The 25,315-nt window shown below is 68.5% G+C and carries 24 protein-coding genes; 6 read left to right on the forward strand and 18 right to left on the reverse strand.

Features of this window, described 5'->3' with window-relative positions:
- Nucleotides 1-76 precede the first annotated feature (76 nt).
- The gene (locus tag ABT313_RS40630; RefSeq protein WP_350865717.1) at nucleotides 77-1,393 is read right to left on the reverse strand and encodes an MFS transporter; all 1,317 of its coding nucleotides are present in this window, start codon (nucleotides 1,391-1,393) and stop codon (nucleotides 77-79) included.
- Entirely contained in the window at nucleotides 1,390-2,118 is a 729-nt protein-coding gene (locus ABT313_RS40635; RefSeq protein ID WP_350865720.1) for a GntR family transcriptional regulator, read from the reverse strand. The genes ABT313_RS40630 and ABT313_RS40635 overlap by 4 nt, the downstream gene beginning before the upstream one ends.
- A gap of 285 nt (nucleotides 2,119-2,403) precedes the next feature.
- On the opposite strand from ABT313_RS40635, the gene ABT313_RS40640 reads away from it, so the two are divergent.
- Nucleotides 2,404-3,819, forward strand: a complete 1,416-nt coding sequence (locus ABT313_RS40640) for a S8 family peptidase (protein ID WP_350865723.1) — start codon at nucleotides 2,404-2,406, stop codon at nucleotides 3,817-3,819.
- Between the two features lie 50 nt (nucleotides 3,820-3,869).
- On the opposite strand, the gene ABT313_RS40645 is transcribed toward ABT313_RS40640, so the two are convergent.
- The 3 genes from ABT313_RS40645 to ABT313_RS40655 are packed head-to-tail and all read right to left on the reverse strand — an operon-like array spanning nucleotide 3,870 to nucleotide 5,965.
- Complete coding sequence (locus ABT313_RS40645) at nucleotides 3,870-4,286, reverse strand: YkvA family protein (protein ID WP_350865725.1); 417 nt, start codon at nucleotides 4,284-4,286, stop codon at nucleotides 3,870-3,872.
- Between the two features lie 27 nt (nucleotides 4,287-4,313).
- Nucleotides 4,314-5,084, reverse strand: coding sequence for a TSUP family transporter (locus ABT313_RS40650; protein ID WP_350865728.1), 771 nt, complete (start codon nucleotides 5,082-5,084; stop codon nucleotides 4,314-4,316).
- 50 nt (nucleotides 5,085-5,134) lie between these two features.
- Nucleotides 5,135-5,965 carry an EamA family transporter gene (locus tag ABT313_RS40655; protein WP_350865731.1) on the reverse strand — a complete coding sequence of 277 codons (831 nt, stop codon included), beginning with the start codon at nucleotides 5,963-5,965 and terminating at the stop codon, nucleotides 5,135-5,137.
- Between the two features lie 132 nt (nucleotides 5,966-6,097).
- Here ABT313_RS40655 and ABT313_RS40660 point away from each other — a divergent pair, with 132 nt between their 5' ends.
- Nucleotides 6,098-7,063 (forward strand): hypothetical protein, encoded by a 966-nt coding sequence (locus ABT313_RS40660; protein WP_350865733.1) that lies wholly within the window; start codon nucleotides 6,098-6,100, stop codon nucleotides 7,061-7,063.
- On the opposite strand, the gene ABT313_RS40665 is transcribed toward ABT313_RS40660, so the two are convergent.
- The 5 genes from ABT313_RS40665 to pdhA form a co-directional block, all read right to left on the reverse strand.
- A complete protein-coding gene (locus tag ABT313_RS40665) occupies nucleotides 7,043-7,987 on the reverse strand; it encodes an NAD-dependent epimerase/dehydratase family protein (protein WP_350865735.1) in 945 nt (314 codons plus the stop codon). The genes ABT313_RS40660 and ABT313_RS40665 overlap by 21 nt on opposite strands.
- The gene (locus ABT313_RS40670; protein ID WP_350865738.1) at nucleotides 7,984-8,412 is read right to left on the reverse strand and encodes a MerR family transcriptional regulator; all 429 of its coding nucleotides are present in this window, start codon (nucleotides 8,410-8,412) and stop codon (nucleotides 7,984-7,986) included. The genes ABT313_RS40665 and ABT313_RS40670 overlap by 4 nt, the downstream gene beginning before the upstream one ends.
- A 197-nt stretch (nucleotides 8,413-8,609) precedes the next feature.
- The gene (locus tag ABT313_RS40675; protein ID WP_350865740.1) at nucleotides 8,610-9,947 is read right to left on the reverse strand and encodes a dihydrolipoamide acetyltransferase family protein; all 1,338 of its coding nucleotides are present in this window, start codon (nucleotides 9,945-9,947) and stop codon (nucleotides 8,610-8,612) included.
- Nucleotides 9,947-10,924, reverse strand: a complete 978-nt coding sequence (locus ABT313_RS40680; protein ID WP_350865742.1) for an alpha-ketoacid dehydrogenase subunit beta — start codon at nucleotides 10,922-10,924, stop codon at nucleotides 9,947-9,949. The genes ABT313_RS40675 and ABT313_RS40680 overlap by 1 nt, the downstream gene beginning before the upstream one ends.
- 3 nt (nucleotides 10,925-10,927) lie before the next feature.
- Nucleotides 10,928-12,091 carry a pyruvate dehydrogenase (acetyl-transferring) E1 component subunit alpha gene (pdhA, locus tag ABT313_RS40685; RefSeq protein WP_502884061.1) on the reverse strand — a complete coding sequence of 388 codons (1,164 nt, stop codon included), beginning with the start codon at nucleotides 12,089-12,091 and terminating at the stop codon, nucleotides 10,928-10,930.
- Nucleotides 12,092-12,543: 452 nt separating this feature from the next.
- Here pdhA and ABT313_RS40690 point away from each other — a divergent pair, with 452 nt between their 5' ends.
- Entirely contained in the window at nucleotides 12,544-13,482 is a 939-nt protein-coding gene (locus ABT313_RS40690; RefSeq protein ID WP_350865743.1) for an EamA family transporter, read from the forward strand.
- Nucleotides 13,483-13,968: 486 nt separating this feature from the next.
- Nucleotides 13,969-14,562 (forward strand): hypothetical protein, encoded by a 594-nt coding sequence (locus tag ABT313_RS40695; protein ID WP_350865745.1) that lies wholly within the window; start codon nucleotides 13,969-13,971, stop codon nucleotides 14,560-14,562.
- Between the two features lie 158 nt (nucleotides 14,563-14,720).
- Here the strand turns inward: ABT313_RS40695 and ABT313_RS40700 are convergent, their stop codons facing one another.
- Together ABT313_RS40700 and hisC are read right to left on the reverse strand one after the other, a co-directional pair.
- Nucleotides 14,721-15,428 carry an SDR family NAD(P)-dependent oxidoreductase gene (locus ABT313_RS40700; protein WP_350865747.1) on the reverse strand — a complete coding sequence of 236 codons (708 nt, stop codon included), beginning with the start codon at nucleotides 15,426-15,428 and terminating at the stop codon, nucleotides 14,721-14,723.
- Nucleotides 15,425-16,504, reverse strand: coding sequence for a histidinol-phosphate transaminase (gene hisC / locus ABT313_RS40705; protein WP_350865749.1), 1,080 nt, complete (start codon nucleotides 16,502-16,504; stop codon nucleotides 15,425-15,427). Before hisC ends, ABT313_RS40700 begins: the two co-directional genes overlap by 4 nt.
- 156 nt (nucleotides 16,505-16,660) lie before the next feature.
- Between hisC and ABT313_RS40710 the strand changes: the two genes are divergently transcribed.
- Entirely contained in the window at nucleotides 16,661-17,533 is an 873-nt protein-coding gene (locus ABT313_RS40710) for a dimethylarginine dimethylaminohydrolase family protein (RefSeq protein ID WP_350865751.1), read from the forward strand.
- On the opposite strand, the gene ABT313_RS40715 is transcribed toward ABT313_RS40710, so the two are convergent.
- Genes ABT313_RS40715 through ABT313_RS40725 form a run of 3 tightly spaced genes read right to left on the reverse strand, consistent with a single transcriptional unit; the run spans nucleotide 17,516 to nucleotide 20,391 of the window.
- Nucleotides 17,516-18,202, reverse strand: a complete 687-nt coding sequence (locus ABT313_RS40715) for a hypothetical protein (RefSeq protein WP_350865753.1) — start codon at nucleotides 18,200-18,202, stop codon at nucleotides 17,516-17,518. The genes ABT313_RS40710 and ABT313_RS40715 overlap by 18 nt on opposite strands.
- A complete protein-coding gene (locus tag ABT313_RS40720) occupies nucleotides 18,139-18,753 on the reverse strand; it encodes an S-layer protein (RefSeq protein ID WP_350865755.1) in 615 nt (204 codons plus the stop codon). The genes ABT313_RS40715 and ABT313_RS40720 overlap by 64 nt, the downstream gene beginning before the upstream one ends.
- A gap of 21 nt (nucleotides 18,754-18,774) precedes the next feature.
- The gene (locus tag ABT313_RS40725; RefSeq protein ID WP_350865756.1) at nucleotides 18,775-20,391 is read right to left on the reverse strand and encodes a phage tail tip lysozyme; all 1,617 of its coding nucleotides are present in this window, start codon (nucleotides 20,389-20,391) and stop codon (nucleotides 18,775-18,777) included.
- Between the two features lie 173 nt (nucleotides 20,392-20,564).
- Here ABT313_RS40725 and ABT313_RS40730 point away from each other — a divergent pair, with 173 nt between their 5' ends.
- Nucleotides 20,565-21,233 carry a GntR family transcriptional regulator gene (locus tag ABT313_RS40730; protein WP_350865758.1) on the forward strand — a complete coding sequence of 223 codons (669 nt, stop codon included), beginning with the start codon at nucleotides 20,565-20,567 and terminating at the stop codon, nucleotides 21,231-21,233.
- 1 nt (nucleotide 21,234) lies between these two features.
- Here ABT313_RS40730 and ABT313_RS40735 read toward each other — a convergent pair whose 3' ends face one another.
- The 3 genes from ABT313_RS40735 to ABT313_RS40745 are packed head-to-tail and all read right to left on the reverse strand — an operon-like array spanning nucleotide 21,235 to nucleotide 25,306.
- Nucleotides 21,235-23,265, reverse strand: a complete 2,031-nt coding sequence (locus ABT313_RS40735) for a glucosidase family protein (RefSeq protein WP_350865760.1) — start codon at nucleotides 23,263-23,265, stop codon at nucleotides 21,235-21,237.
- Nucleotides 23,262-24,476 (reverse strand): enolase C-terminal domain-like protein, encoded by a 1,215-nt coding sequence (locus ABT313_RS40740; RefSeq protein ID WP_350865762.1) that lies wholly within the window; start codon nucleotides 24,474-24,476, stop codon nucleotides 23,262-23,264. Before ABT313_RS40740 ends, ABT313_RS40735 begins: the two co-directional genes overlap by 4 nt.
- Complete coding sequence (locus ABT313_RS40745) at nucleotides 24,473-25,306, reverse strand: SDR family NAD(P)-dependent oxidoreductase (RefSeq protein ID WP_350865763.1); 834 nt, start codon at nucleotides 25,304-25,306, stop codon at nucleotides 24,473-24,475. The genes ABT313_RS40740 and ABT313_RS40745 overlap by 4 nt, the downstream gene beginning before the upstream one ends.
- Nucleotides 25,307-25,315: the final 9 nt, after the last annotated feature.

The following is a 25,315-nucleotide window of genomic DNA, read 5'->3' on the forward strand; positions in this document are numbered from 1 at the left end:
TTCACTGGGATTACCTTCGCGCGCCGTCCTGGCACCGCTCTGGCACTTGCCTGACACCCCGTGCCAGCGCGCTGTCTCAGCCCTTCAGCGGGACGATCTGGTTGGCCAGCAGGGCCTGGTAGGCCTCCGGGTTGTAGCGAGCCAGGTGACCGCGCGCCTTGCGGCGGTACTTGAGGATCTGCCGCGTCCCGATCGCCCACAGCACGTACTGGAACGCCAGCGCGAACTTGAAGTCCTCGATCGTCTGCGGCGCTCCACCGGACGAGGTGTCGAGCAGGATGCCCACCATGCCGATACAGAGCAGCGTGGCGATGAACCCGCCGGTGTTGACCATCCCGTTGGCCGCACCGAACCGGGTCGCGGGGTTGAACGTCCGCGCATAGTCCAGTCCGAGCATCGACCCCGGACCGCCGGCGGCCTGTACGACGATCAGCAGCAGGAGCACCGGCATCGGCGCACGACCCGGCCAGAGCAGTACGACGGTCCACATCAGCACGGAGCCCGCGATGACGGCCAGCACGATCCACGACCGGTAGAACGGGAACCTGGCGGCGTACCGCCCGACCAGCGGGCCGTAACAGAGCCCGGCGAGCACTGGGAGGATCAGCATCGCCGCAGCCGTCGTCGGCGCGACGCCCTGGCCCTGCACGAGGAACGGGAAGCCCCAGAGCAGTCCGAACGTGCTGCCGGAGAAGCTGGTAGTGAAGTGCGTCCACAGCCCCAGCCGGGTGCCCGGCTCCTTCCAGGCGCGACGCAGGTTCTTCCTGACCTCATGGAGCGGCTGCTTGGCCCGACGGAGCGGTTCGTCGTACGGCGTGTCCTTGATGAGGAACAGGACCAGTACGCCGGCCACGAGGCTCAGCACGCTCGCACCGGCGAACGTGGGCGTCCAGCCGAACGCATGGAAGGCAGCAGCCATCGGAACGGTCGACATGATCGCCCCGAGACCACCGAGCATTCCGGTGGCCTGTGACATCACCGGCTGCCGCAGTGCGGGGAACCAGGACATGACCACGCGTAGCACGCTGATGAACACCAGTGCGTCGCCAACACCCAGTACTGCGCGTGCGGCGAGTGCAGCGGGGTACGAATCGACCAGGCTGAAGGCTGACTGCGCTACGAACAGCAGTCCGGACGAGGCGATCAGCAGACGCTTGGATCCGTACCGGTCGAGCAGGATGCCGACGGGCACCTGCATGGCGGCGTACACAGTCAGCTGTACGACGGTGAAGCTGGCCAGCGCGGATGCGGAGATGTGGAAGCGCTCAGCAGCCTGCAGGCCGGCCACGCTCATCGAGCCGCGGTGCAGCACCGTGACGAGGTACGTCAGGACAGCAGTGGCCCACACCGCCCAGGCTCGCCGACCGCCCAGGGGGAAGAGGAGTTCGGTCACCGAGTGCCCCGCAGATCGTTCGCGGCTTCGGCGATGTGTGCGACGACGAGCTCCCGGAACCGCTTGACGCTGTTGCCGCCGAGCGCGTCGATCATCTCCTGGTGCGCGGTGATCGACTTGTCCATCCGGGCCGGCTGCACCTCGATACCAGGCACGCCCATCCGGACCTGACGGTCCCGCAGGCTGTTGTAGAGCTTGGCGAGGATTTCGTTGCCGGCGGCACCGACGATGGCCTCGTGGAAGGCCCGGTCGGCCTCCAGGAAGCTCTTCGCGTCGCCCGCCTTGCGGTGCGCGCGCATCTCGTCCACGCGCTGCGTCAGCCGCTCGATCAGTTGCTTGCGCCGCGGCCACACCTTGGCGGCAGCGTGCGTCTCGAGCAGCTCGCGGGCCTCGAGGACGTCCTCGATCTCCTGCGGCAGCACGGGGAGGACGAGCGCGCCCTTCTTCGGGTACAGCTTCACGAGCCCGGATTCCTCGAGGCGGAGGAGCGCTTCGCGGACCGGCGTACGGGAGACTCCGACCGCCGTGGCGAGCTCACCCTCGGTCAGCAGCTCGCCGCCCGGGTAGGTGCGATCGAGGATCGCTGCCTTCACGTACGCGTAGACGCGCTCGGCCGCGGGGATCTTCTCCACCCCCGGCGCGGCCTCGACGACCACCCGCGCGATCTCCGCGGTCTCGTCTCCCAGCATCAACGCTTCGCTCGCCGGCTCCGGCGACCCGCTCACCACTGAACTCCCCAACCCATACGACTGGTATCTCTGTTGTATCTATCTTACACACACAGCTAATCCACCGGCGGGGCCGGTTATTCCCCAGCTTGTCCACGAGTTATCCACAGGCCGATCCACAGCATGTGGGCAACTGAGCGTGAACTGGTGGACGCTCGGTAGTGACGAATGCAGGGTTTCCCCTGCGTTGTGGATGAGGAACTCCCTCGGTCCGGAATCCGCTCTAGAGTCTCCGGATACGGCCCGGGCCCGTCCGCCCGGGCCCCGCCCCGAGGAGGCAGCGTGTCCCGAACTTCCCGTCCCCGAAGGCTGTCGGCCGGCCTGGCCGCGGCCACGCTGGCGCTGACGTCCCTCAGCACCGCGACGGCGTACGCCGCACCGCTCGACGACCCCACGCCCGGGCCGCTGATGAACTACGTGATCAACACCAAGGCCTCGCCCGGACACGTCCGGAAGGTCGAGGACGCGGTGAAGCACGCCGGCGGGACGGTGCTCTCGTCGTACCGGGAGTTCGGGGTGGTGGTCGCGCAGTCGACCAACGCGAACTTCAAGGTCGACGTGCGATCCGGGCGTAACGGGCGCGAGGTGCAGTCGGTCGGCGCCACCCGGACCGCGGCGGTCAGCGAGGGCGCGGGCGGGCTGAGCTCGGTCGGGTCCGTTGACGAGTCCACTGCAACGCCGGTGCTCGACCCGCAAGAGGGCTCGCAGTGGGACATGGTCCAGATCAAGGCGGACCAGGCACACAACGTGACCGACGGCTCGCGGCGCGTGCTGGTCGGTATCAACGACAGCGGCGTGGACGACACCCACCCCGATCTCGCGCCGAACTTCGACGCGCGCGACTCGGTCAGCTGCGTGAAGAACGGCGTACCGGACCAGACGCCCGGGATCTGGCGGCCGACGACCAGTCCGCACGGCACGCATGTCGCGGGCACGGTCGCCGCTGCGCGGAACGGGATCGGCATCGTCGGGGTCGCGCCGGGTGTGCGGATCGCGTCGGTCAAGGTCGTGAACGACGACGGCTTCATCTACCCGGAGTACTCGATCTGCGGGATCGTGTGGGCCGCCGAGCACCACATGGACGTGACGAACCACAGCTACTTCATCGACCCGTTCCAGTTCTGGTGCAAGGACAACGGCGACCAGGGCGCGGTGCAGGAAGCCGTACGGCGTGCGTACGCGTGGGCCGCTGACCGCGGGACGCTGTCGGTCGCGGCCGCCGGCAACTCGAACTACGACCTGGCGAACAAGACCACCGACACCACCAGCCCGAACGACTCGACCCCGGTCAGCCGGACGATCGACAACAACTGCCTCGACATGCCGACCGAGCTCCCGGGCGTCATCACCGTCGCCAGCACCACCCAGGCCCGGGCCAAGAGCAGCTTCTCGAACTTCGGCCTGAACAAGATCGACGTCGCGGCCCCCGGCAGCTCGATCCTGTCGACGCTGCCCGGCGGCGGCTACGGCCTGATGAGCGGTACGTCGATGGCGTCCCCGCACGTCACCGGTGTCGCCGCCCTGCTCAAGTCCACCCACCCGTGGTGGGGCCCGCGCGACCTCGAGCGAGCCCTGCGGCACGAGGCCGACGACACCGCCTGCCCGACCACCCCCGACGCCCGCTGCACCGGCACCACCGCCAACAACGCCTTCTACGGCGAAGGCATCGCCGACGCCCTGGACGCCGTCCACCGCTAAAGCCGAGTGGGGGTCCACCGCCCGGGACCCCCACTCACTCCTCGGGCCTGCTACGCCAAGCCACCAAGTCCGGCAAGTTTCCTGACCGCCGCCAGTCCATCAGGTGTGCCCGGCCAGTGCTTCTCCAGCGCCTTCGGGCCGGCCCGCCGGGCAACCGACCGCAGCGTGAGGGCGACGATCACGGCATCGTCGGCGTACCCGATCACCGGTATGAAGTCCGGCACAAGGTCGATCGGAAGCGCGAGGTACGCGAGCAGCAACCACAGCCGAACCCGAACCCCGCCCGAAAGCGTCTTGTCGCCCGCAAGCCGCCGCAGCATCCGGACCAGGTCGGGCAGCAGCCGCAGCACATCCTTGACGGTGAGCTCATCAGGCTTCCCGATCCACAACGCCACGATGAGCGCCACCCACAGCAGCACGACGCCACCCGCAACGCTGATCAGAGCGGACCACCAACTGAGGTTCACGTCGCCCAGTCTGCGACCTGCAGCGGATCAGCCGCCGGTGATCAGCAGGAGTAGTCCGGAAATGACGAGGCCGGCCTCGACCAGGATGATGAACGCGGTGACGGGAAGCCGATCCACGATCTTCTTGCCGACCCAGGCACCACCGGCCGCTGCCGGAGCGAGTGCAAGGCCGATCAGTCCGGTACGCCAGGTGAGGATGGCGGCGGCGCCGAACACGATCAGCTTCGTGACGTGCATGACAACTGCCGAGGCTGCTTCGGTGCCGATATAGGCGCCGCGTACCAGTCCTCGGGCGAGGAAGAACGGCGCCACCATCGGTCCCACGCTGCCAACCAGCGCGGATCCGAACCCGGAGGCGGCACCGATCGCGATGAACCCGCGATCGCCGACCCGAGCCCGCGCCGGCCGGACGCGACGCCAGACGACCATGGCAAGCAGGAAGGCCCCGATGACCCGGGTCAGAGCCGGGAGCGGCGCGCCGGCCAGGAGCAACGCCCCGGCTACCGCGGCGGGCACCGCGCCGACGGCGAAGATCGCGACGAGGCGCCCGCTGACCTCGTGGCGGTTGAACCAGACCCGGCTGCCGTTGCTGGCCAATTGCGCAACGGTCAGCACCGCCACCGCGTCGCGCGGACCGAACACCGCAACGAACACCGGCAACAGCAACACACCACCACCGAAGCCCGCAACACCAGACAGCAGCGCGGTCCCGAACGACGCAACGATCAGCACCACATCAAGCCACAGATGATGCGCCACACTCCGAGCCTCCCAGATACCTGAGGTCGTCAGCCGCATCCAACCGATCGAAGTCGTCCGACACCAACTGCTGGCCGGGCACAGATCAGCTATCCGAGGGTGATCAGGACGATGCCGGTGACTACTACGGCGGCGGCTGCGGCTCGTTTGGGGCCGAAGCGTTCGTTGAAGAAGAGGGTGCCGATCAGGGCGCCGAAGATGATGCTGGTTTCGCGGAGGGCGGCGATGGCGGCGAGGGTGCCTCGGGTTTGGGCCCAGAGGACGAGGCCGTAGGCGGCCATCGAGACGACTCCGCCGAACAGGCCGGAGAGGATGGCGGGTTTGGGCAGGTTGAAGGCTTGCGGGCCGCGCCACAACACGACGGCCAGCGGGACCGCGAAGCCTTGGAGCATGAAGACCCAGCCCATGTACGTCGCGACCGGCATCTTGTGGACGGCGACCCCGTCGACGACCGTGTACGACGCGATCATCAGGCCGGTGCCAAAAGCAGCGAGCAGCGCCGGCAGTTGACGGCGACCGGGGCGGCCGATGAACACGAGCCCGATCAGCCCGGCGGAGATCAGCAGCACGCCGGCCAGTTCGATGACGGCCAGGTGCTGGTGCAGTACGACGATCGACACCACAGCCACGACCCACGGCGACGTACCGCGAGCCAACGGATACATCTGGCTGAACTGACCGAGCCGGTACGACGCCAGCAACCCGCCCAGATACGCAAGGTGCAGCAGCGCCGACGCGACGATGTACCCCCACGTGCCGGCCGGCGGCAGCCCCGTCAGCAGAATCGCGACAAGCCCGATCACCCCGGCCGCGAGCTCGAACAGCGCCAGCCCGGCGACCCGGTCCGGCGCCCCGTGCGCCATCGCGTTCCAGGTGGCGTGCAGAACCGCCGCCCCCAGCACCACAAAGATGACCAGCACCGCCCCACCCTCTCACCGCCCACCCCAGAAGGCAGCCGGATTACGCCAACCGCAGACCGCCGCCGGAGCCGACCGCCTCGCTGACGCGGTATCTCTGTCGTCAGCACGCGGCCGACCACCGATGATGGTCCGGTGGACGTCTCCCTCGAGCAGCGTTTCTACGACGCGGCCGCCCGCAGTACGTCGGACGCGGCCGGCTTGATCGACGTCGCCACCCGCCTCCTGGTCGAGGGACTCGACTCCCCCGCACTACGCGAGCTGGCCGGCGTACCTCATTCGACTCGCTCGAAGGAGCTCCGCCGGCTCCTGTGGACCTCGCTGGACGAGCTGTCGATCCCGCGTCCGACCCGCCACTCACCCGGCCAGAAGGTGACCCAGGACGGTACGACGTACGCCCGCCTGCCCACCGACGACCTCCGCTTCGAGATCGTCCCGGCACGCGAGCTACAACGCTCGTACGAGGTACTCGTCTACGTCAACGGCGTCGAGATCACCGAGGCCGGGGCCGGAATGGGCATGCACCCGTTCGACCTGATCGTCCCGGCGAACCAGCTCGTCGCAACGGCGGAGCCGCGGCGGGTTCTGGTTGCCCGGTGCACCTGTGGTGAGCCGGGCTGCGGTTCGACCGAGACCGAGATCACCCGCGACGGCGACGCCGTCCACTGGGACTGGTACGTCGACGTGCCGCTCGATCACGGGGTCTCGTTCGACGCCACGACGTACGACGCCGCGATCGACCAGCTCGCTGCGGACCGCAGCTGGCAGCAGCCCGTCGACACGGCGTCGCGCCTGGTGCTCGAGGATGTGGATCGCGACGTGCTCGCCGGTGCCGGGCTCGAGTTGAGCTGGGCCGCGGCGGATCACCGAGATCCTGACAAGTTCCTGGTGGCGCTGTTTGCCCCGGCCGAGAAGTTCCAGGTGTTCCTGCGCTTCCAGCTGCCCGGACGATCACCTGAAGACGTCGCCGCCGACGTGGTCCGGACGCTCCGAGTGCGACCACGGAGTTGGTCCGCAACCTTTCATTCGTTGGTGGTCGGGCGGCGGGGTCGTCCTTCGATGGCCGGCTGGCGGTGGCGTTCAGAGGACGCCTGGAACTAGCCCGAGATCCCGGAGGCTTTCGGCGGTTTCGAGGATGGTCGTCTTCACCTCGCGGGGTTGCCAGCCGAGTTCGTTTCGGGCTCGGTCGTTGTGGATGATCGGCCGGGGCAGGTCGGGACCGGGCGCTTCCTCGGTGGGAGCGGGCGGGCCGAGGATCTCTGCGACCTCGAGGAAGCTGACGGTCGGACCGTCGGCCACGGCGAGGAAACGCTTGCCTGCGGCATCGGGTGCGGCCATGGCGCGCACATGCAGGTCGGCGACATCGCGTACGTCGACCACGCCGAAGCGCGCTCTGGGCGCCACCGTCATCGTGCCATCGAGCATCAGCTTGATCAGTTGGGTCGACGACCGGAGATCCGCGGTGAGCGTCGGGCCGAAGATCCCGGTCGGGTTCACGACGACGAGTTCTGTGCCGGCGCCGCGCATCAGCTCCCACGCGGCCCGCTCGGCGATCGCCTTCGAGCGTGGGTACGGCGCAAGGCCCGGCGTATCAGGATCCGTCCAGTCGTCCTCGGTGAACTCCGCACTCGGCTTGGGCGTGTACCCGACAGCCGCGAACGACGACGTCAGTACGACGCGTCGCGCACCGGCGTCACTCGCAGCCCGTAGCACTCGCAGCGTCCCCTCCCGCGCCGGGACGATCAGCTCGTCCGGATCTTCCGGCTGCGTGAACGGGATCGGCGACGCGACGTGATGCACCTCCGCGCACCCCGCCACCGCCGCCGACCAGCCGTCGTCCGACATGAGATCGGCCGTGGCGATCTCCAACCCGGCGTCGTCCGCACCACCTCGGCGTACGGCGGCGCGTAGTTCGGCATTGCGCGCCGTCGAGCGGACCGTCGTACGAACGTCCTGCCCGTCGCGAAGCAGTCGGGCGATCAGGTGGGTGCCAAGGTATCCAGAACCGCCGGTGACCAGGATCATCGCAGTACCTCCACCACGCCGATGAGGCGCTCGATCGTCTCGGCCTCGGCAGTCGCGTCGCCGCGGTCGCGGGCATCCCAGAGCGCGGCCTTCTCGCGGAGGTAATCGAGCCGCACGCGCTGGGCTGCGATCTCCTCCTCGATCCGCTCCGCGTGGCGCAGCAGCAGATCGCGCTGATCGGCCGCGGCCTCGCGACCGCGGATCCGGTTGGCAAGATACGTGCGCATATCGCCGATGCCGACGCCGGCGGCGCGCAGACACGCGAGCGCCTCGAGCGTGTCGACGTCCGCGTCCCGGTAGCGGCGATGACCGCTCTGCGCGTCGCGGTCGATCGGGCCGACGAGCCCGGCGTCCTCGTAGTACCGCAGCGTCGGCTCGCTCAGGCCGCTCCGGCGGGAGACTTCCTGAATGGTGAAAACCGTCATGCCGCCACGGTCACACACCTCAAGCGCTTGAGGTCAAACCCCGGACGTGTGGCACTCACCAACCGGCGCGCTCGCCCCAGGCTCGCGCTCAGCCGGTGCTCCGCACACCGCGAGAGGCAGCGTTGGTGAGTGTCTGGGGTCCGCCCGCGAACAGGCGAAGACCCGGGCGGTCGTCTGCCCGGGTCTTCCTCTGCGGATCAGAACATCAGTGCGCGGGCCGGGTCCTCGAGGATGCTGGCGACGTCGGAGAGGAAGATCGAGCCCTTCTCGCCGTCGATCAGGCGGTGATCGAAGGACAGCGCGAGCGTGGTGATCCAGCGCGGGACGATCTCGTCGTCCACCACCCACGGTTGCTTGCGGACCGCACCGAACGCGAGGATCGCGGCCTCGCCCGGGTTGATGATCGGCGTACCGGCGTCGACGCCGAACACGCCGACGTTGGTGATCGTGAACGAGCCGCCGGCCTGGTCTGCCGGGGCGGTCTTGCCTTCGCGCGCGGTGGCGACCAAGTCGTTCAACGCTTTGCACAGGTCGGGCAGGGTGAGCGATTCGGCGCCCTTGATGTTCGGGACGATCAGGCCGCGCGGGGTGGCCGCGGCGATGCCGAGGTTGACCGCACCCTTGTAGACGATCTCCTGCGCCTGCTCGTCCCAGGCCGCGTTGATGATCGGCGTACGACGGGCCGCGAGCGTGACTGCCTTCGCGACGATGAGCAGCGGCGAGACCCGGAGGTCCCGGAAGGCCTTGTCGGCCTTCAACCGCTCGACCAGCTCCATCGTGGCGCTGACGTCGACGGTGATCCACTCGGTCACATGCGGCGCGGTGAACGCACTGGCAACCATCGCCTGCGCCATCACCTTCTGCACACCCTTCACCGGCACACGCGTGTCACCCTGCGCACTGACCACCGGTGCTGCCTCAACCTGAGCCGGAGCCGCCACGTGACCCTCGACATCAGCCCGGGTGATCACACCACCCGGTCCAGTAGCCGTCACCGCACCCAGATCAATCCCCAGATCCTTGGCCAACTTCCGCACCGGCGGCTTGGCCAGCACATGTACCGATGCAGCCTGTTCATTGCTCTTAGCAACAACTGGCTCGGGGGCAGCGACCGGCGCCGCGACAACAGCCGCCGGAGCAGCCGCCGGAGCAGAAGCCGCTGACTTGCGGGCCCGGCGTTTGGCTTCGGTGGTTTTGGGGCCGTAGCCGACGAGGACCGCTGTGCGGCCGCCGGTTTCTTCGGCCGGCTCGGGGACCGTGGGGACCATGTCGTCGGCCAGGGCTTCGGCCGGCGAATCGGTCTCCACCGAGATGATCGGCGTACCGACGTCGACCGTCTCGCCCTCGGGAACCAGAAGGTCCTTGACGACGCCGGCGAACGGCACCGGCAGCTCGACCAGCGACTTGGCCGTCTCGATCTCGACGATGGTGTCGTTGAGCTTGACCGTGTCGCCGGGCTTGACCTTCCAGCTGACGATCTCGGCCTCGACCAGCCCCTCACCGACGTCGGGGAGGCGGAACTGCTGGATGCCCATCAGTACTCCATCACGCGGTCGACGCCGTCCAGGACCCGGTCGAGGTCCGGCAGGTAGTCGTCCTCCATCCGCGACGGCGGGTAAGGCGTGTCGTACCCGGTCACGCGCAGTACGGGCGCCTCGAGGTGGTAGAAGCACTCCTCGGTCACCCGCGCCGCGATCTCGGACCCGGTGCCGAGCGACAGCGGCGCCTCGTGCACCACCAGCGCCCGCCGGGTCTTCTTGACCGACGCGAAGATCGTCGCGAGGTCCAGCGGCGCGATCGTCCGCAGGTCCACGACCTCGAGGTTGCGTCCGTCCTCGACCGCGGCCTCGGCCGCCTGCAGGCAGGTCTTCACCATCGGGCCGTAGCAGAACAGTGTCGCGTCGGCGCCCTCACGGACCACCTTCGCCTGGTGCAACGGCTGCACCGGCGGCACGGACTCGTCCAGCTCCGCCTTCTCGTGGTACCGGCGCTTGGGCTCGAAGAACACGACCGGGTCGTCGGACGAGATCGCCTGCTGGATCATCCAGTACGCGTCCACCGGGTCGCCGCAGGAGACGACCTTGAGCCCGGGCACGTGCGCGAACAGCGTCTCCGGCGACTCCGAGTGGTGCTCGACCGCGCCGATGCCGCCGCCGTACGGGATCCGGATGACGACCGGCATCTTGATCCGGCCCTCGGAGCGGTAGTGCATCTTCGCGACCTGGTTGATGATCTGGTCGTACGCCGGGAACACGAACCCGTCGAACTGGATCTCACACACCGGCCGGTACCCGCGCAGCGCCAGGCCGACCGCGGTGCCGATGATGCCGGACTCGGCCAGCGGGGTGTCGATCACGCGGTCCTCGCCGAAGTCCTTCTGCAGACCTTCGGTGACGCGGAACACACCGCCGAGCTTGCCGATGTCCTCGCCCATCACGACGACCTTCGGGTCCTTCTCCATCGCGGCCCGCAGGCCCGCGTTGATGGCCTTGCCGAGAGTGATCTTGGTCATCGCTCAGCCCTCGCCTTCGAACGACGCGGCGTACGCGGCGAACTGCTCGCGCTGCTCGGCGAGCTGCGGCGTCTCCTCGACGTACACGTTCTTGAAGAAGTCGGTGAGCACCGGATCCGGCAGCGCGAGGCAGCCGGCCCGCAGCTCGGCGGCGATCTTGTCGGCGTCGGCGTCGACCGCGTCGAAGAAGTCGTGGTCGACCCCGGCGTGCCGGGCCAGGTAGGCGTGCACGCGCTCGATCGGGTCCTTGAGCTTCCAGTGCTCGAGGTCCTCGTTGAGCCGGTACTTCGTCGGGTCGTCGGACGTGGTGTGCGCGCCCATCCGGTACGTGTACGCCTCGATCAGCGACGGGCCGCTGCCTTCGCGGGCCCGCTTCAGCGCCTGCTGCGTGACGGCGTACGTCGCGAGCACGTCGTTGCCGTCGACGCGGACGCCGGGGAAGCCGAAGCCGGCGGCGCGCTGGTACAGCGGGATCCGGGTCTGCCGGTCGATCGGCTCCGAGATCGCCCACTGGTTGTTCTGGCAGAAGAAGACCACCGGCGCGTTGAACACCGAGGACCAGATGAACGCCTCGTTCACGTCGCCCTGGCTGCTGGCGCCGTCACCGAAGTACGCGATCGTCGCCTCGCCGTTCTCGGCGTCGCCGATCGCGTGGTCGCGCTGCTGACCCATCGCGTACCCGGTCGCGTGCAGCGTCTGGGCGCCGATCACGATCGTGTACAGGTGGAAGTTGTTGTCCTTGGGGTCCCAGCCGCCCTGGTCGACGCCGCGGAACAGGCCGAGCAGCCGCAGCGGGTCGACGCCCTGGCACCACGCGACACCGTGCTCGCGGTACGTCGGGAAGACCATGTCCCGGTCGTTCAACGCCCGGCCGGAGCCGATCTGCGCGGCCTCCTGACCGAGCAGGGACGCCCACAGCCCGAGCTCGCCCTGGCGTTGCAGGGCGGTCGCCTCGGCGTCGATCCGGCGGACCAGGACCATGTCCCGGTAGAAGCCTTTGATCGCGTCGTCGTCGAGGTCGAACGAGTAGTCCGGGTGCTCGACGCGCTCACCTTCGGGCGTCAGCAGCTGGACGAACTCGACCTCCTCGGCGGCCTGGGGCGGACTCACCGGCGCCTCCACGGGCGCGAACACTTCCGGGGGAGTCCCCGGCACCGACTCACTCACATGCACTCCTCGGGTTCGAGCGCGGGATCGCCGCGACCGCAACGTTGCACGGGGCCGGCCTGTTTCGCCGGATGAGGCTTTCGCAGGCTGGTCCGCGTGATTCCAGGGGTTGATGCACTGCTGGCAGTGGACCTCCTCACCGGTCTCACTCCCATCTTGCCGGACACCGTACCGACCAGGTGCCTGATCCGCTAACTGTCTGGACTCCGGCGGGTACGGCGGTACCGGAAACGGTCTCAGGATGAGACACCAGTCCACTCACTGGTCCCATCCCAGCGCTCATATTACAGAAATCTGGCACATCGACGACATGTGTCACAACTTAGTCTCGATCGAGGCCTGGCGGGAAACAGCCGGTCGCTGGCCGGAAACCGCCTTGCGCGCCGGATCACCTCGTCTTAGCGTAAGCATCGTTCTTGCATAACGCCCCTGTCACTCCCGAGGAGGATCGGATGGCCGCCTCTGCCCCGGCCACAGTGGTCGAGACCGGTTCCCGCCCGGCGTCGAGCGCGATGATCTGGACCGCGCTCACGGTCGTGTACGTCGTCTGGGGTTCGACGTACCTGGCGATCCGGGTGGTCGTGGACGCGGACATCCCGCCGATGCTGGGGATGGCGACCCGCTTCCTGACCGCGGCTGTACTTATGGCGGCAGGCCTGGCGCTCAAGTCCGGGTGGAAGCGGCTGCGGATCACGCGGCAGGAGGCGATCGGGGCGGCGACGGTCGGCGTACTGCTGCTTGCTTTTGGCAATGGTGCGGTAGCGATCGCGGAGCAGACGGTCCCGTCCGGGCTGGCGGCGCTGCTGGTCGCGGCGATTCCGTTGTGGCTGATGTTGCTGCGGGTGGGCGGCGGTGAGCGGCCGCGCGCGATGACGTGGGTCGGCGTACTGATCGGGTTCGGCGGAGCGGCGTTGCTGGCGTTGTCAGGTGGCAACACGAGCGCGAAGCCGCTGTCGGTCGCGATCCTCGTGGTCGGCACGATCTGCTGGGCGATCGGTTCGCGGTTCGCGCCCCGGCTGGGCCTGCCGCGGGATCCGCTGGTGACCGCCCTCTACGAGATGGTGTTCGGCGGTACGGCGATGGTGCTGCTCGGCGTACTGCGGGGCGAGCCGGCCCGGCTGCACCTAGACCGCGTGGACGGGTCGGGGTGGCTCGGGCTGGCGTACCTGGTGGTGTTCGGATCGCTGCTCGCGTACACGGCGTACTCGTATCTTCTGGCGAACGCGCCGATCTCGCTGGTCGGGACCTATGCGTACGTGAACCCGGCCGTGGCCGTGTTCCTGGGGTGGCTGATCCTGAGCGAGAGCCTGACCTGGCAGATCCTGCTCGGCGGCGCCGTGATCATCGTCGGGGTCGCGCTCGTGGTGACGTCCGAGCGCCGGCGGAAGTAGCCGGGCCCCTTAATACAAGGAAAGACCCGGGCCCACGAGGGACCCGGGTCTCCCACCGCTGCCGATGCGCGCGGCAGCGGGCCTGACGCCGGTCGCACCCTGCCCCGAAAAAACACGGCGCGAATCTCCGGCAATGGTTCCAACGATATTCCGGCGGATCGTGCTATTGCCAATTCGGCGACCACCGAGCCCACCGAAACAATCTTCCGATTCACCGGGCATCCGTCACCCGCGCTGACTCAACGACGCACCATGACGTCGGTTACGGGTACTTCCGTATCAACTTCCGCTCGCTCTTCCGACCGTGTCGTTGCTGGTAAGTTGCCTGGTCAGCACGGGATTGTTTGCTTTGTCAGGGAACTCATCACCGGCCGCCTATGTGTCCGGTGGCGGCGAAAAAGGTTGACGAAAAAGTTTGTAACCGGTGCTGCCAGGTGTCGTTAGCACTAAGACGAATCCGTCAAACCCGAAAGGAAACCTGGCATAATGCAGGTAACGCGTAAGATCGTCGCAGCTGCGGCAGTGGCGACCGTGGCCACCCTTGGCCTGGCCACCATGGTGAGCGCCAACGTTCTGGACGACGCCCAGAAGAAGGCTCAGGACACCGGCCTGGCTGACGCGGCGTCGGCTGCCAGCAAGGGCTACGACATGGGCCACGCTCGCTGGTGGGGCATGCACAAGGACGGCTCGCTGGTCGCCCTCGACCGCAACGACCTCGGTGCGGTCCAGGCCTGCCACAACTTCGGTGCCGGCACCGGCATCGGCGGCACCGTGCCGGCCGAGGACATCACCGGCATCGTTGGCTGGGGCAACGACGGCAACAGCATCACCGCCGTCAAGACCTGCGAGCAGAGCAACGAGCAGAACCGCAAGTGGTACAAGGCCGACGGCAACGGTGTTGTCTCGGTGAGCGACAACAAGGTCGGTCCGTGGCAGGTCTGCCACAACGAGATCGACGCCACGGGCATCGGCGGCACCGTTCCGCTGACGAACCCGACCGGCATCCTGGGTCTGGACAACGACGGCAACTCCGTCGACTCGCTGAAGACCTGCGAGCAGAGCAACGAGCAGAACAACTGACCCTCCCTGGTCAGTGATGCAGGACCCGAACCAGCCACCTCGGTGGGTTGACTGATTCGGAGCAACACGCAACAACAGCGGCGCCGGGAGCAAGCCTCACTCCTCCCGGCGCCGCTCTTTGCTGTCCGGCCCTTGCACCGCCTCGACTCGGCGGAGGGTCAGAGGTGGCGGAGGTCTACGCAGGAGCCGTTGGGGAGGTTGCGGGTCAGGAGCGACCAGATGCCGGCGGCGGCGGACTGCGGGGTCACGAGGGCACCGGAGCGCTTCAGGTCATGGAAGCGGGACACCGACGGGAAGTCCGCCTCGTCCGTGGCGCGGATCTCGGATTGCATGGCCGTGTCGACCACGCCGGGAGCCACCGCGATGACGTGGGAGTTCGCGGGTTGTTCCTGGCCGACGGTGCGGACCCAGTGTTCGACGGCAGCCTTTCCCGCGTTGTACGAGGACCAACCGGCGTACGCCGTCTTCGCGGCTCCGGAGGAGAGCAGGATCAGGTGGCGTTCGCACGTGAGGTGGGCGGACGCGCGGAGAAACGCGGCGCCGAGGACCTGCGGCGAGGCGGAATTGAGCAGCACTGCCCGGGTGTACGCGTCGGGATCAGCAGTCGCCGCGGGGCCGATCGGGGTGATCGTGCCGGCGTTGTGGATGAAGATCGCGTGGTCGCCGTCGTACTCGGCCAGCTCTTTCGTGAAGTGCTGCTCGACCAGCTGCCAGTCGGCGGGGTTCGAAAGGTCGGCGCGCACGTGTTCCGTCGTACCGCCCGAGCGTGAGATGTCGATGACGCGGGCGTCCGGGAACGGCACCGCCGCGGCGAGGGCGGCGCCGATCCCGGCCGAGGCTCCGGAGATCCAGACGAGCGCGGTCACTGGCGCCAAGCGCGGGCGACGCCGAGGAAGAGGTCGTTGGCCTCGGACTCGCCGATCGTGACGCGTACGCCGTCACCCGGGAACGGACGCACCGAGACGCCCTCGGCCTGCACAGCTTCGGCGAACTCGACCGTGTCCTCACCCAGCTCGAGCCACACGAAGTTCGTCTCCGACTCCGGCACATCCCAGCCGGCGGCACGCAGCGCCTCGACCACCCGGGTCCGCTCGACGACCAGCGCGTCGACCCGCTCGAGCAGCTCCTCCTCGACCGCGAGCGAAGCGATCGCCGCCGCCTGCGCGACGTAGCTGACCCCGAACGGCAACGCGCACTTCCGAATCGCGGCGACGACCTCCGGGTGCCCGATCGCATACCCGACGCGGAACCCGGCCAGCCCGTACGCCTTCGAGAACGTCCGCAGCACCAGCACGTTCGGCCGCTCGCGGTACAGCTCGACGCCGTCGACGACCTCGGTCTCGCGGACGAACTCGCGGTAGGCCTCGTCGACCACGACCAGCACGTTCGACGGTACGGCGTCGAGGAACGCGACCAGCTCGTCCCGGCGTACGACGGGCCCGGTCGGGTTGTTCGGCGTACAGACCAACACGACCTTGGTGCGATCCGTGATCGCGGCTTCCATCGCCTTGAAGTCGTGGCGGGCATCCGCGGTCAGCGGCACCTGGACCGACGTGGCGCCGGTCAGCTGGACCGCAATCGGGTACGCCTCGAACGAGCGCCAGGCGTAGACGACCTCGTCACCGTCGGAGACCGTCGCCTGCAGCAGGTGGTAGAGCAGCGCGACCGATCCGGTGCCGACCGCGAGGTCGCTCACCGGTACGCCGAACCGGGCCGAGAGCGCGTCGAGCAGCTCCACACAGCCCATGTCCGGGTAGCGGTTCATCTGGGCCGCGGCCTCGGTCGCGGCAGCGAGCACACCCGGGAGCGGCGGGTACGGGTTCTCGTTGCTGGACAACTTGTACGTCGGCCGGCCATCGGTGCGCGCCGGCGGACGGCCCGGCTTGTAAGCCGCGACGTCGTCCAGGCAGGCGCGAAAGCGAACCTCGTTGTCAGGGGTCATGACCGCAGGTTAGTCCTTACCCCACGCCGGAACCACCCTCCTTCGAGCGACCTCGCGCACACCGTTTGACTCCGGGTACGACGAGCCTCAAACTGACTGATTGTCGGACAATCAGGAGATCTGATACTGGATCTCATCGGGTCAGGGAGGGTGTTCATGGGGCAGCCGCTGGAGTGGGGTCGTCGCTATCTGATGGTCCGGCCGGACCACTTCCGGATCGACTACGTGATCAACCCGTACATGTCGACGCACGACCAGCCGGACCCGGCGCTGACGCTCAAGCAGTGGGAGTCCTTACGGCAGGCGATCGTGGACGCCGGCGGCGAGGTCGAGGTCCTGGCGCAGCGCGAGGACTCCCCCGACATGGTGTACGCGATGAACCTCGGGCTGGCGGCCGCGGACGGGCGGGCGATGCTCTCGCACATGCGGTTCGAGCCGCGCCGCAAGGAGTCGCTGAGCGCCGCGGAGTGGTTCACCGAGCAGGGGTTCCAGCTGGACCGGACCGGCGGCGAGGGCGTCGGGCCGCATTTCGAGTCCGGTGACGCGTTCGTGTTCGGCGACAGCCTCGTCGTCGGGTACGGTCCGCGCACCGAGGCCGACGCGCTCAAGCACCTCGCGACCGGGTGGAACATCCGCGTCCGCGGGCTGCGGATCGCACACGAAGGCATGTACCACCTGGACCTGCCGTTCTGCCCGGTGGACAGCACCCACGCGATGGTCTACCCGCCGGCGTTCGACGCCGCCAGCCAGGCCGAGCTCGCCGGCATCGTCCCGGACCCGATCGTGCTGACCGACGACGAGGCCTTCGCCTTCACCGCGAACTCCATCGTGGTGAACGAGACGATCATCATGCCTGCCTGCTCGCCACGCCTTCGCGCCGTCTTCACCGACCTCGGCCTGCGCGTCGTCGTCCTGGACCTCTCCGAGTTCCACAAGGGCGGCGGCTCGGCCCGCTGCCTGACCAACCCACTGGACTTCCCACTGACCGCCATCACCACCCCAGCCGGTGAACTACTCCTCCCGGCCTGAACGCGCGTCAGCAGCCGCCAACCCGGCCCGCATCGACTCCCGCACCGCCGGCTCCCACGACCCGGTGTTGGCGAGCGGGATCTCGGTCATGAACCGCCGCTCGGCCTCGGGGATCCGGGCGACGACGAGGTCCGGGTCCGAGACGGCGGTCGCGTAGATCTTCGGGCCGTCGGCGGAGAACAGGTCCGCGATGACCAATCTTCCGTCGGCGGTTCGCATGATGTTGTCCGGGTTGTCGTCCAACGGGCCGCACCAGGGAAGCTCTGCCTGGGCGCGCTCGTGGACCCGGTGTACGACGTCGACGAGGTCGGCGACTTCGGGTGCTCGTGCGGCAATCGCCTCGTGGAACGCGGCGGCTTCGGCTTCCGGAACCGGCCGGAGGGGTTCCATCAGTTGGAGGTCGCCACCGCCGGTCAGCCGGTGGTGCGCGAACAGTTGCGGGACTTGGCCGGTGTACGCCGCCTCGCGGTAGAACGCGGCGACGTACGGGCCGGCCGGGTCGAACGGGCTGATGCGTGCGACCGCCGTACCGTCCGGGGACTGCAGGGCGACCGCCCAGTCGCCGACACCGCAGTGGGTCCAGCCTGCCGCCAGGAGTTCTTGTTCTACTTGCCGGTGGTCCAGATCAGGTCGAGGGTGGCCGGGTCCCAGCCATAGCCTTGGATCCATTGGTTGGCTTTTTCCCTGCCCTGGGGGCCGTAGACCTCGATGACGACCGAGATCGCCTCGGGGTTGGTGGGGTCGGTCTTGGACTTGGTGTACGTCGCCTCGAAGCCGTCGCCGACGTACGGGAGCTGGCCGAGGATCGGGTACTTCTGCCTCAGCCGGGCCTGGATCTCGTCGAACCTCTGGCCGGCCTCCGCCTCGAGTTTCAGCTCCTGCTCAGGGTTGTTCTTGGCCCATTCCCGGCCCTCGGCGCTGTTGGCGTAGAGGTACATCTTGACCGCCTGCCGATCGCCCTCGGCGGTGAACGTCATCGAATAGCCCTCGAAGCCCCGGCGCTGACCGTCGAGCGTGTGCTGGCCGGCCTTCACCTTGACCTCCCCGTTCGCCGGGATCTCGTGACCGTCCAGCTTCAGCGTCAGGTCGTTCGGAATGGACTCGATGGTGAGGCTGGTCTGCGAACCGCCGCGGAACAGCAGGATGCCGCCGACCAGCACGACGACGACCGCCAGCGCGACCACGCCGATAAACAACGGCCGCCGGTTCTCCTCCAGCATCAGCTGCTCCCGTTCCTTTCGTCAGCTCTTCGGTACCGGCGCGCTCTTCAGCCGGTAGACAGTGAACTGCCCGCCGACGCCGTACAGGAAGCCGGCCTCCGGCACGTGACCGTGGAGCGACCCCGACGCCGAGTTGTAGCCGCCGCCCTCCTTGCCCCAGGGACCGACATACAGGTACGTGTGGCCGGGCCCGTTCAGGATGTCACCCGGCTTCATCCCGCCCGGTGGCTCACCGTGCCACCAGTCGTACTTCCCGGAGGACTCCAGGTAGGTGCGCTGCACGTCGGTGCCCACGTTCGGGTACTTCGGGTCGGCGCCGCTCATGTGCATCACGGTCGCGACGAACCGTCCGCAGTCGCTGTACGGATCCTCGCCGCTGGCGCCGTCGTTGTACTTCGCCATCGCCTCCACGAACTCCGGCTTGGCGATGCTCGCGGCGACACCGTTGTGACCGCTGTCCGGCCAGGCCAGGTTCTTCGCGACCTGGGCGATGTTGCCGCTGCCGGCGCCGCAGCCGCTGGGGTCGTCGCCCTTGCCGGCGGCCGGAGCCGATCCGCCGAAGGTGTTCAGGACGTGCTCGGCGTTCGCCTTGCGTTCGGCGTACCGCGGGTTGTTCGGGTTCTCGTAGCCGGCGAAGCGCTCGAACTGGCCGCCGAAGGCGACCGCGGCGGCGTCGACGGTGGTGGCGGCCTTGACCGCGTCACCGGCGCCCTTCTCCGAGAGCGGCGGCTTGCCGAGGAGCTGTTTGTGCAGGAACTCCAGCTGATAGGCCAGCGAGCCGATGACGTCGTCGCCCACCCCGGCGTCGCGGGACGGGTTGATCATCTTGCTGGCCGGCGTCCATTGGACGATGCCCCAGCCGCCGGAGTACCCGAGGACGTCGGCGGGCTTGGTGACGGTGCCCGGGGCGGTGCCCTGCTTGCGGCCCGGCTCGACGCTGGACTCGCTGATCATGTTGCCGACGATGCCGGCGGCCTGCTCCTTGGTGTACCCGTTCTGGACGAAGAAGTTGAAGGCCTTCTGCTGGTTGTTCGCACCGCTCAGGTCGCCGTTGAGGCACGAGCAACCGCTGTCGCCGGAATCGGAGGTGTCGAGCTCGAACGGGTTCTTGTCCGGCTTCTGCGTCTCCCAGTCGGCCGGATCGTCCTTCTTCTCGGCCTTGTTGACCCACATCTCCCAGTGGATGTGCGGGCCGCTCAGACCGGGCGCGACCTCGTTGCCGGTGCCCGAAGTGCCGATCACGTCGCCGCGCTTGACGTCGGCGTTCAGCGCCACGCCGATGGTCTTCAGGTACGTCGTCCGCGTCTCGACGTCCTCGCGCCGGATCCGGACCTCGCCGTCAGAGGCCTTGACGACCTTGCCGTCCTGGGAGGCGTAGACCTTGCTGCCCTCGTCGACCTTGAAGTCGTAGCCCTGGTGCGGGGCGACGGCCAGTGGCGCGGTCCACTCGACGTCGATCTTCTGCGAATCGGTGGGATAGGCGAACAGGCTCTGCTCGGTGGCCTGCTGGGCGCACTGCGCCTCGGCGGTGTCCATCCCGCCCAGGACGCCGAGCAGCATGATCAGAACGATGAGGAGCGGGAGTAGCAGGATCAGCCCGATCGCGCCGAGGATCGGCAGCACTTTGCTGTCTCCCACGTTGTGCTCCTCGCTCACTCGAGTGGACTCCCGCGCCGGTCCGCGAAGAGGGGCGGCCACTTGAGGAAAATGGTGCCCGAAAACCGGGTCATCGTGTCGGGAGTTATCCACAGGCCGGGCCGGCGGGGCGGGGCGAGCGCGACAACGGACCGGGTCTGGACGAGAATCACACCATGTACGAACGGCTGCGGGTGGACCGCTCGACCACGGTCGACCGGGTGGTCGACGCGCTGCGTGCCGCGCTGTTCGCCGGCGACCTGGAGCCCGGTACGCCGCTGCGCGAGCAACCGCTGGCCGAAGCGCTGGGCGTCGCCCGGAGCACGATCCGCGAGGCGATGACGATGCTGGTCACCGAGGGCCTCGCGGTCCGCGAGCCGAACAAGGGCGTCAGCGTCGCGATCCTGCATCCCGAGGCGGTGGCGGACATCTGCCGGGCCCGGTTCGTGCTGGAGTCGGCCGGGATCCGGGCCTGGTTCGACGCGGACGAAGCCGCCCGGGAGCGGGTCCGCGAGGCCATGCGGGTGTTCGCCGCGACCGCCAAGGACGGCGCCGACCCGGAGGCGCTGACCGAGACCCACCTCGCGATCCATCGCAGTCTGGTCGCGCTGACCGGCAGCGAGCGCCTGATCGCGACCGCCGACTCGGTCACCGGCGAGGCGCGACTCGCCCTGGCCCGGGTGGACGCACTGCGGCAGGACGCTCGCCAGCAGGTCGCGTCCCACCGCAAGCTCATCCGGCTGCTCGAGCGGGGCGAGCTCGACGAATGCGTCGACGAGCTCCGCCGCCACCTCGAAGGCGCCCAGGAGTCGCTCCTGGAAGCCATCGCGATGCCGCCCGCCTGACTCAGACCAGACCGTCAGCCGTCACGTCGTACGTCTTCGAGCCGACCCGGAGGCCGGTCAGGCGCGCGTCGGGGTCCAGCTCGGCGACCTGTGGGTTCGCCGTCACCGTGCCGTCGAGGGCTACCTCGATGCCGAAGATGCCCTCCAGGACCAGGCTGACCCAGGCGCCGGACGACGAGCAGGACCAGTCGATCAGGTACGGGAACTGCGGCGGCGACTTGGCCGCTCCACCGGCCATGGTCGGCTGTGCCTCCTCCACGAAGTGCGCCTGTCCGCACGGGCCCTGGTTGGCGGTCTTGGCCAGACCCGGCAGCCAGTCCAGTAGTACGTCGCCGCGGCCCAGGGCGAACAGCGCCCGCCCCGCATCCGCCGGCCACGCCGGATACGCGCCGTTCCACTGGTGGTCCGGACGGACGCTGAACGCGGCGTCCGCGTCGTACGGCGACAGCGCGCGCATCCACGTCGGTGTCTGCAGCTCGTTCTGGAAGAACGACACCATCTCGGCGCACTGCGACTCGGACAGGTCGTCCGGCATCGTCGTACCGATGAGGTTGAAGTCGTAGCAGTGCCGCACCGGCACCAGCGACCCGTCCGGCTGCCGGGCGTGCCAGAAGCCCTTGCCCTCGGCGTACAGCTCGTTGACGTGGCCGGCTTGCGCCGACGCCTCCTTGCGCAGCAAGGCGGCGCGGTCCGAGTCACCGGAGCGGTCCGCGATCTCAGCGGCGACGCGCATGCACCACACGTTCGCAGCGTTGAAGCTGGCGACCTCGTGCACGTAGCTGCTCACGCACTCCATCAGGTTGTCGATGCCGCCGTAGTCGGCAAGAGCATGGTCACCGCGCAGACCGCGCCAGGCGGTCGCCCAGTCGTGCAGGTGCTCCGCGACGACCTTCGGACCGACCTGAGAGTCGAGGAACGCCTCGTCCCCGGTGAACCGGACGTAGTCGCGCACCAGTCTGGTCATGGCGAAGTCGTTGACCGAGTACCAGTAGCCGACCGGTCCGCCGGTCAGCCACTCGGTGCCGAAGTGCTTGTGGGTGTCGAGTCCGATCCAGTGCTCGATGTGCTTGCGCATCGGCTCCGGGTCCAGCAGCGCATGCGTCAACGACGACAGGCTGTAGTCCCAGATGAACGTCGTCGTCTGCCAGTACCGCGGCATCAACGTGTCGTAGGTCCGCCCGAGCACGCTGGCCGGGTTGTCCCGCCGGAACCAGATGACACCGAGCACGCCCCACCAGTACAGCTTCTGCAGCGCCTCGTTCGAGGTCTCCAGCACAGGCAGAGATCCGCTGAAGCCGTCGCTGGACGGGTCGAAGGCATCCGCGATCGCCACGTCCCACACGCTCTCCGCCACGGCGATCACCGCAGGTACGTCGGCCACGCAGACGTCGAAGTGCTCCGCGGCCTCCTCCAGCGACCCCGCCAGCACATGCACGTACGACAACTGCCCGCGCCCTGCGTCGTCCAGAACCAGGGTCGTCTCGAGCATCGCCCTGTCCACACTGCAGGGCACATCGAGGCCCTGCAGGCTCACAGCCGACTCGGACTCTCCTGTGCCGACCACTCGCCCATCGACAACCCGCAGCGTGTTCGGCTCGGAAGGCGGCTCCGGGCGCAACCAACCAGTCGACGAGCGGGTCGCAGTGCTCTCCAGCGCGAACCCCAGCTGGACCGATCGGCCTGGTGCGCCAGACACCTCCAACTGCACCACAACAGCCGGGCGCCCAGGGGCACAGGCGGTCGTGGTGCGTAGCTCCAGACCGTCTACGGTCGTGGACCGTACGACGCAGTCCGGTCGCCACACCACCTCGACGGTGCCGCCGTACGAGCGGGCCAGCCGGCCGTCGACGTACAGCTGGGCGGTGATCGTGTCGCCGTGGGAGTACGGCGGGAAGTTCACACTGCGGATCGCGACGACGTCATGGTCGACCTGCGCCGTACCCAGGAAGTTCGTCAGCCCGGGCGGGTTGAACATGTCGTCGTACGTGTGGGTGAGGACGTCGCTGGCCAGGTCGGCACTGCGAGGGATCATGAGGGGTCGGCCCAATCGGTGTTCGGGAGCAGGGGGTACCAGTCCGGGCGGGCCGGATCGCGGTCGTACGGATAAGGCCCGAGCTCGCGGAACAGCTCGGCGTACTCGGCCAGCTTGTCGCGGTCCAGCTCGACGCCGAGCCCGGGAGCATCCGGTACAGCGATCGCGCCGTCGACGTACGGAAGCTTGCCGCCGGCAATGATGTCGTCGCGCAGGTGGTGGTAGTGCGCGTCCGCGGCGAACGACAGGTTCGGTACGACGGCACCGAGGTGCAGCATCGTCGCCAGCTGGATGCCCAGCTCGCCGGACGAGTGCACGGCCACGCCGAGCTGGAAGGTCTCGCAGACGCCGGCCGCCTTGATACACGGCCGGATCCCGCCCCAGAACGTGGTGTCGAGCAGGATCACGTCGACGGCCGGATCACGCACGTTGGCCGCCAGCTGCTCGAAGTTCACGACGACCGTGTTGGTGGCGAGCGGGATCGGGGTGTTCTCGCGAACGCGGCGCATCCCGTTCAGACCCCAGGTCGGGTCTTCGAGGTAGTCGTTGTCGAGGTCCTCGATACCGCGCGCGAACCGGATCGCCTCCTCGACGCTGAACGCGCCGTTCGGGTCGAACCGCACGCGATGCCCGGGGAACGCCTCGGCCAGCGCACGAAAGCACTCGCGCTCGTAGTCCGGCGGGAACACGCCGCCCTTCAGCTTGTGCACACTGAAACCGTGCTCGTCGACCAGCGCGCGAGCATGGTCCACCAGCTGCGAAGCGGTCCGGATCTCGCCGGTGCCGTCGTCGTTCGGATGCCGGAAGAACAGGTAGCTCGCGAACGGCACCGTGTCTCGCACCTTGCCGCCGAGCAGCTCGTGCACGGGCACGCCGAGCTCACGGCCCTGCAGATCCAGGCAGGCGAACTCGATTGCCGCGAGCAACTGAGTGCGGTTGTTGTACAGGCTCGCGGTCGGGTTGGCGAGCATCCAGCGCAACGCCTCGGTGCGCGCCGGGTCGTGCCCGAGCAGGTACGGCTTCAAGCCGGCGACCGCAGCCTCCGCACTCTGCCCGCCGCCGCCCATCTCGCCCAGGCCGATCAGCCCGTTGTCGGCCTCGACCTCTACGACAGTCCGTACGAAGCGTCCCCAGTGCGCCCCGTTGCTGTGCCGTAGCGGTGCCTCGAGCGGCATCGTGACCGTGGTCGCGCGTACGTCGACGATCTTCACTTCGTGCCCTCCGGCAGTACGACGGGCAGCCCGGCGGTCAGGCCGCCGTCCACCTTCACGTCCGCGCCCGTCATGAACGACGCGGCCGGTGACGCCAGGAAATAGATGACCTCGGCAACTTCTCCCGGGGTCGCGACCCGACCGAGCGGATGCGATCGGCCCCACTCGGCGACCACCTCGTCGGTCGATCGCCCGTTGCCGAACTGCGCGGCCGACGTCCGCAGCATGGGTGTTTCCACCGATCCCGGGCAGACGGCGTTCACCCGGATGCCATCGGCGGCGTGGTCCACAGCCATCGCGCGGACGAGGCTCAACAGCGCGCCCTTGCCCATCGAGTACGCCGCGACGCTGGTCTGCGCCGCGTACGCCTGCACCGAGGCGACCACCACGACACTTCCCCCACGCGGCAACTTCGGCACGAACGCCTGGCAGGCAAAGAACACCCCGCCGACGTTCACGGCCATCACCTCGTCGTAAACGTTCCAAGGGGTATCGACGACGGTCCCGTACCGCTGGACTCCCGCGGCACAGACCAGCGCATCGACGGGCCCGATCTCGGTGGCGACCGCAGCGAGGGCTGCGCGGTCGCCGACGTCGACAGCCCGACCGGTCACGAGCTCGCCGAGCTCGGCCTCCAGCCGGCCGAGAGCGTCGGCGTCCCGGTCGAGCGCGACCACTCGATCCCCCGCGGAGACGAACCGTTCGACAGCACCTCGTCCGATCCCGGCTGCACCGCCGGTGACGACGATCGTGCGGCTACCGCCCCCCTCCCCGCCGCCGGAGGCGGCGTTCTCTTCTCCGCCTGGGGCGGCGTTGGACTGTTGCGGCATATGTGTCCT

The organism is Kribbella sp. NPDC000426 (genome assembly GCF_040300265.1).
GTDB lineage: Bacteria > Actinomycetota > Actinomycetes > Propionibacteriales > Kribbellaceae > Kribbella.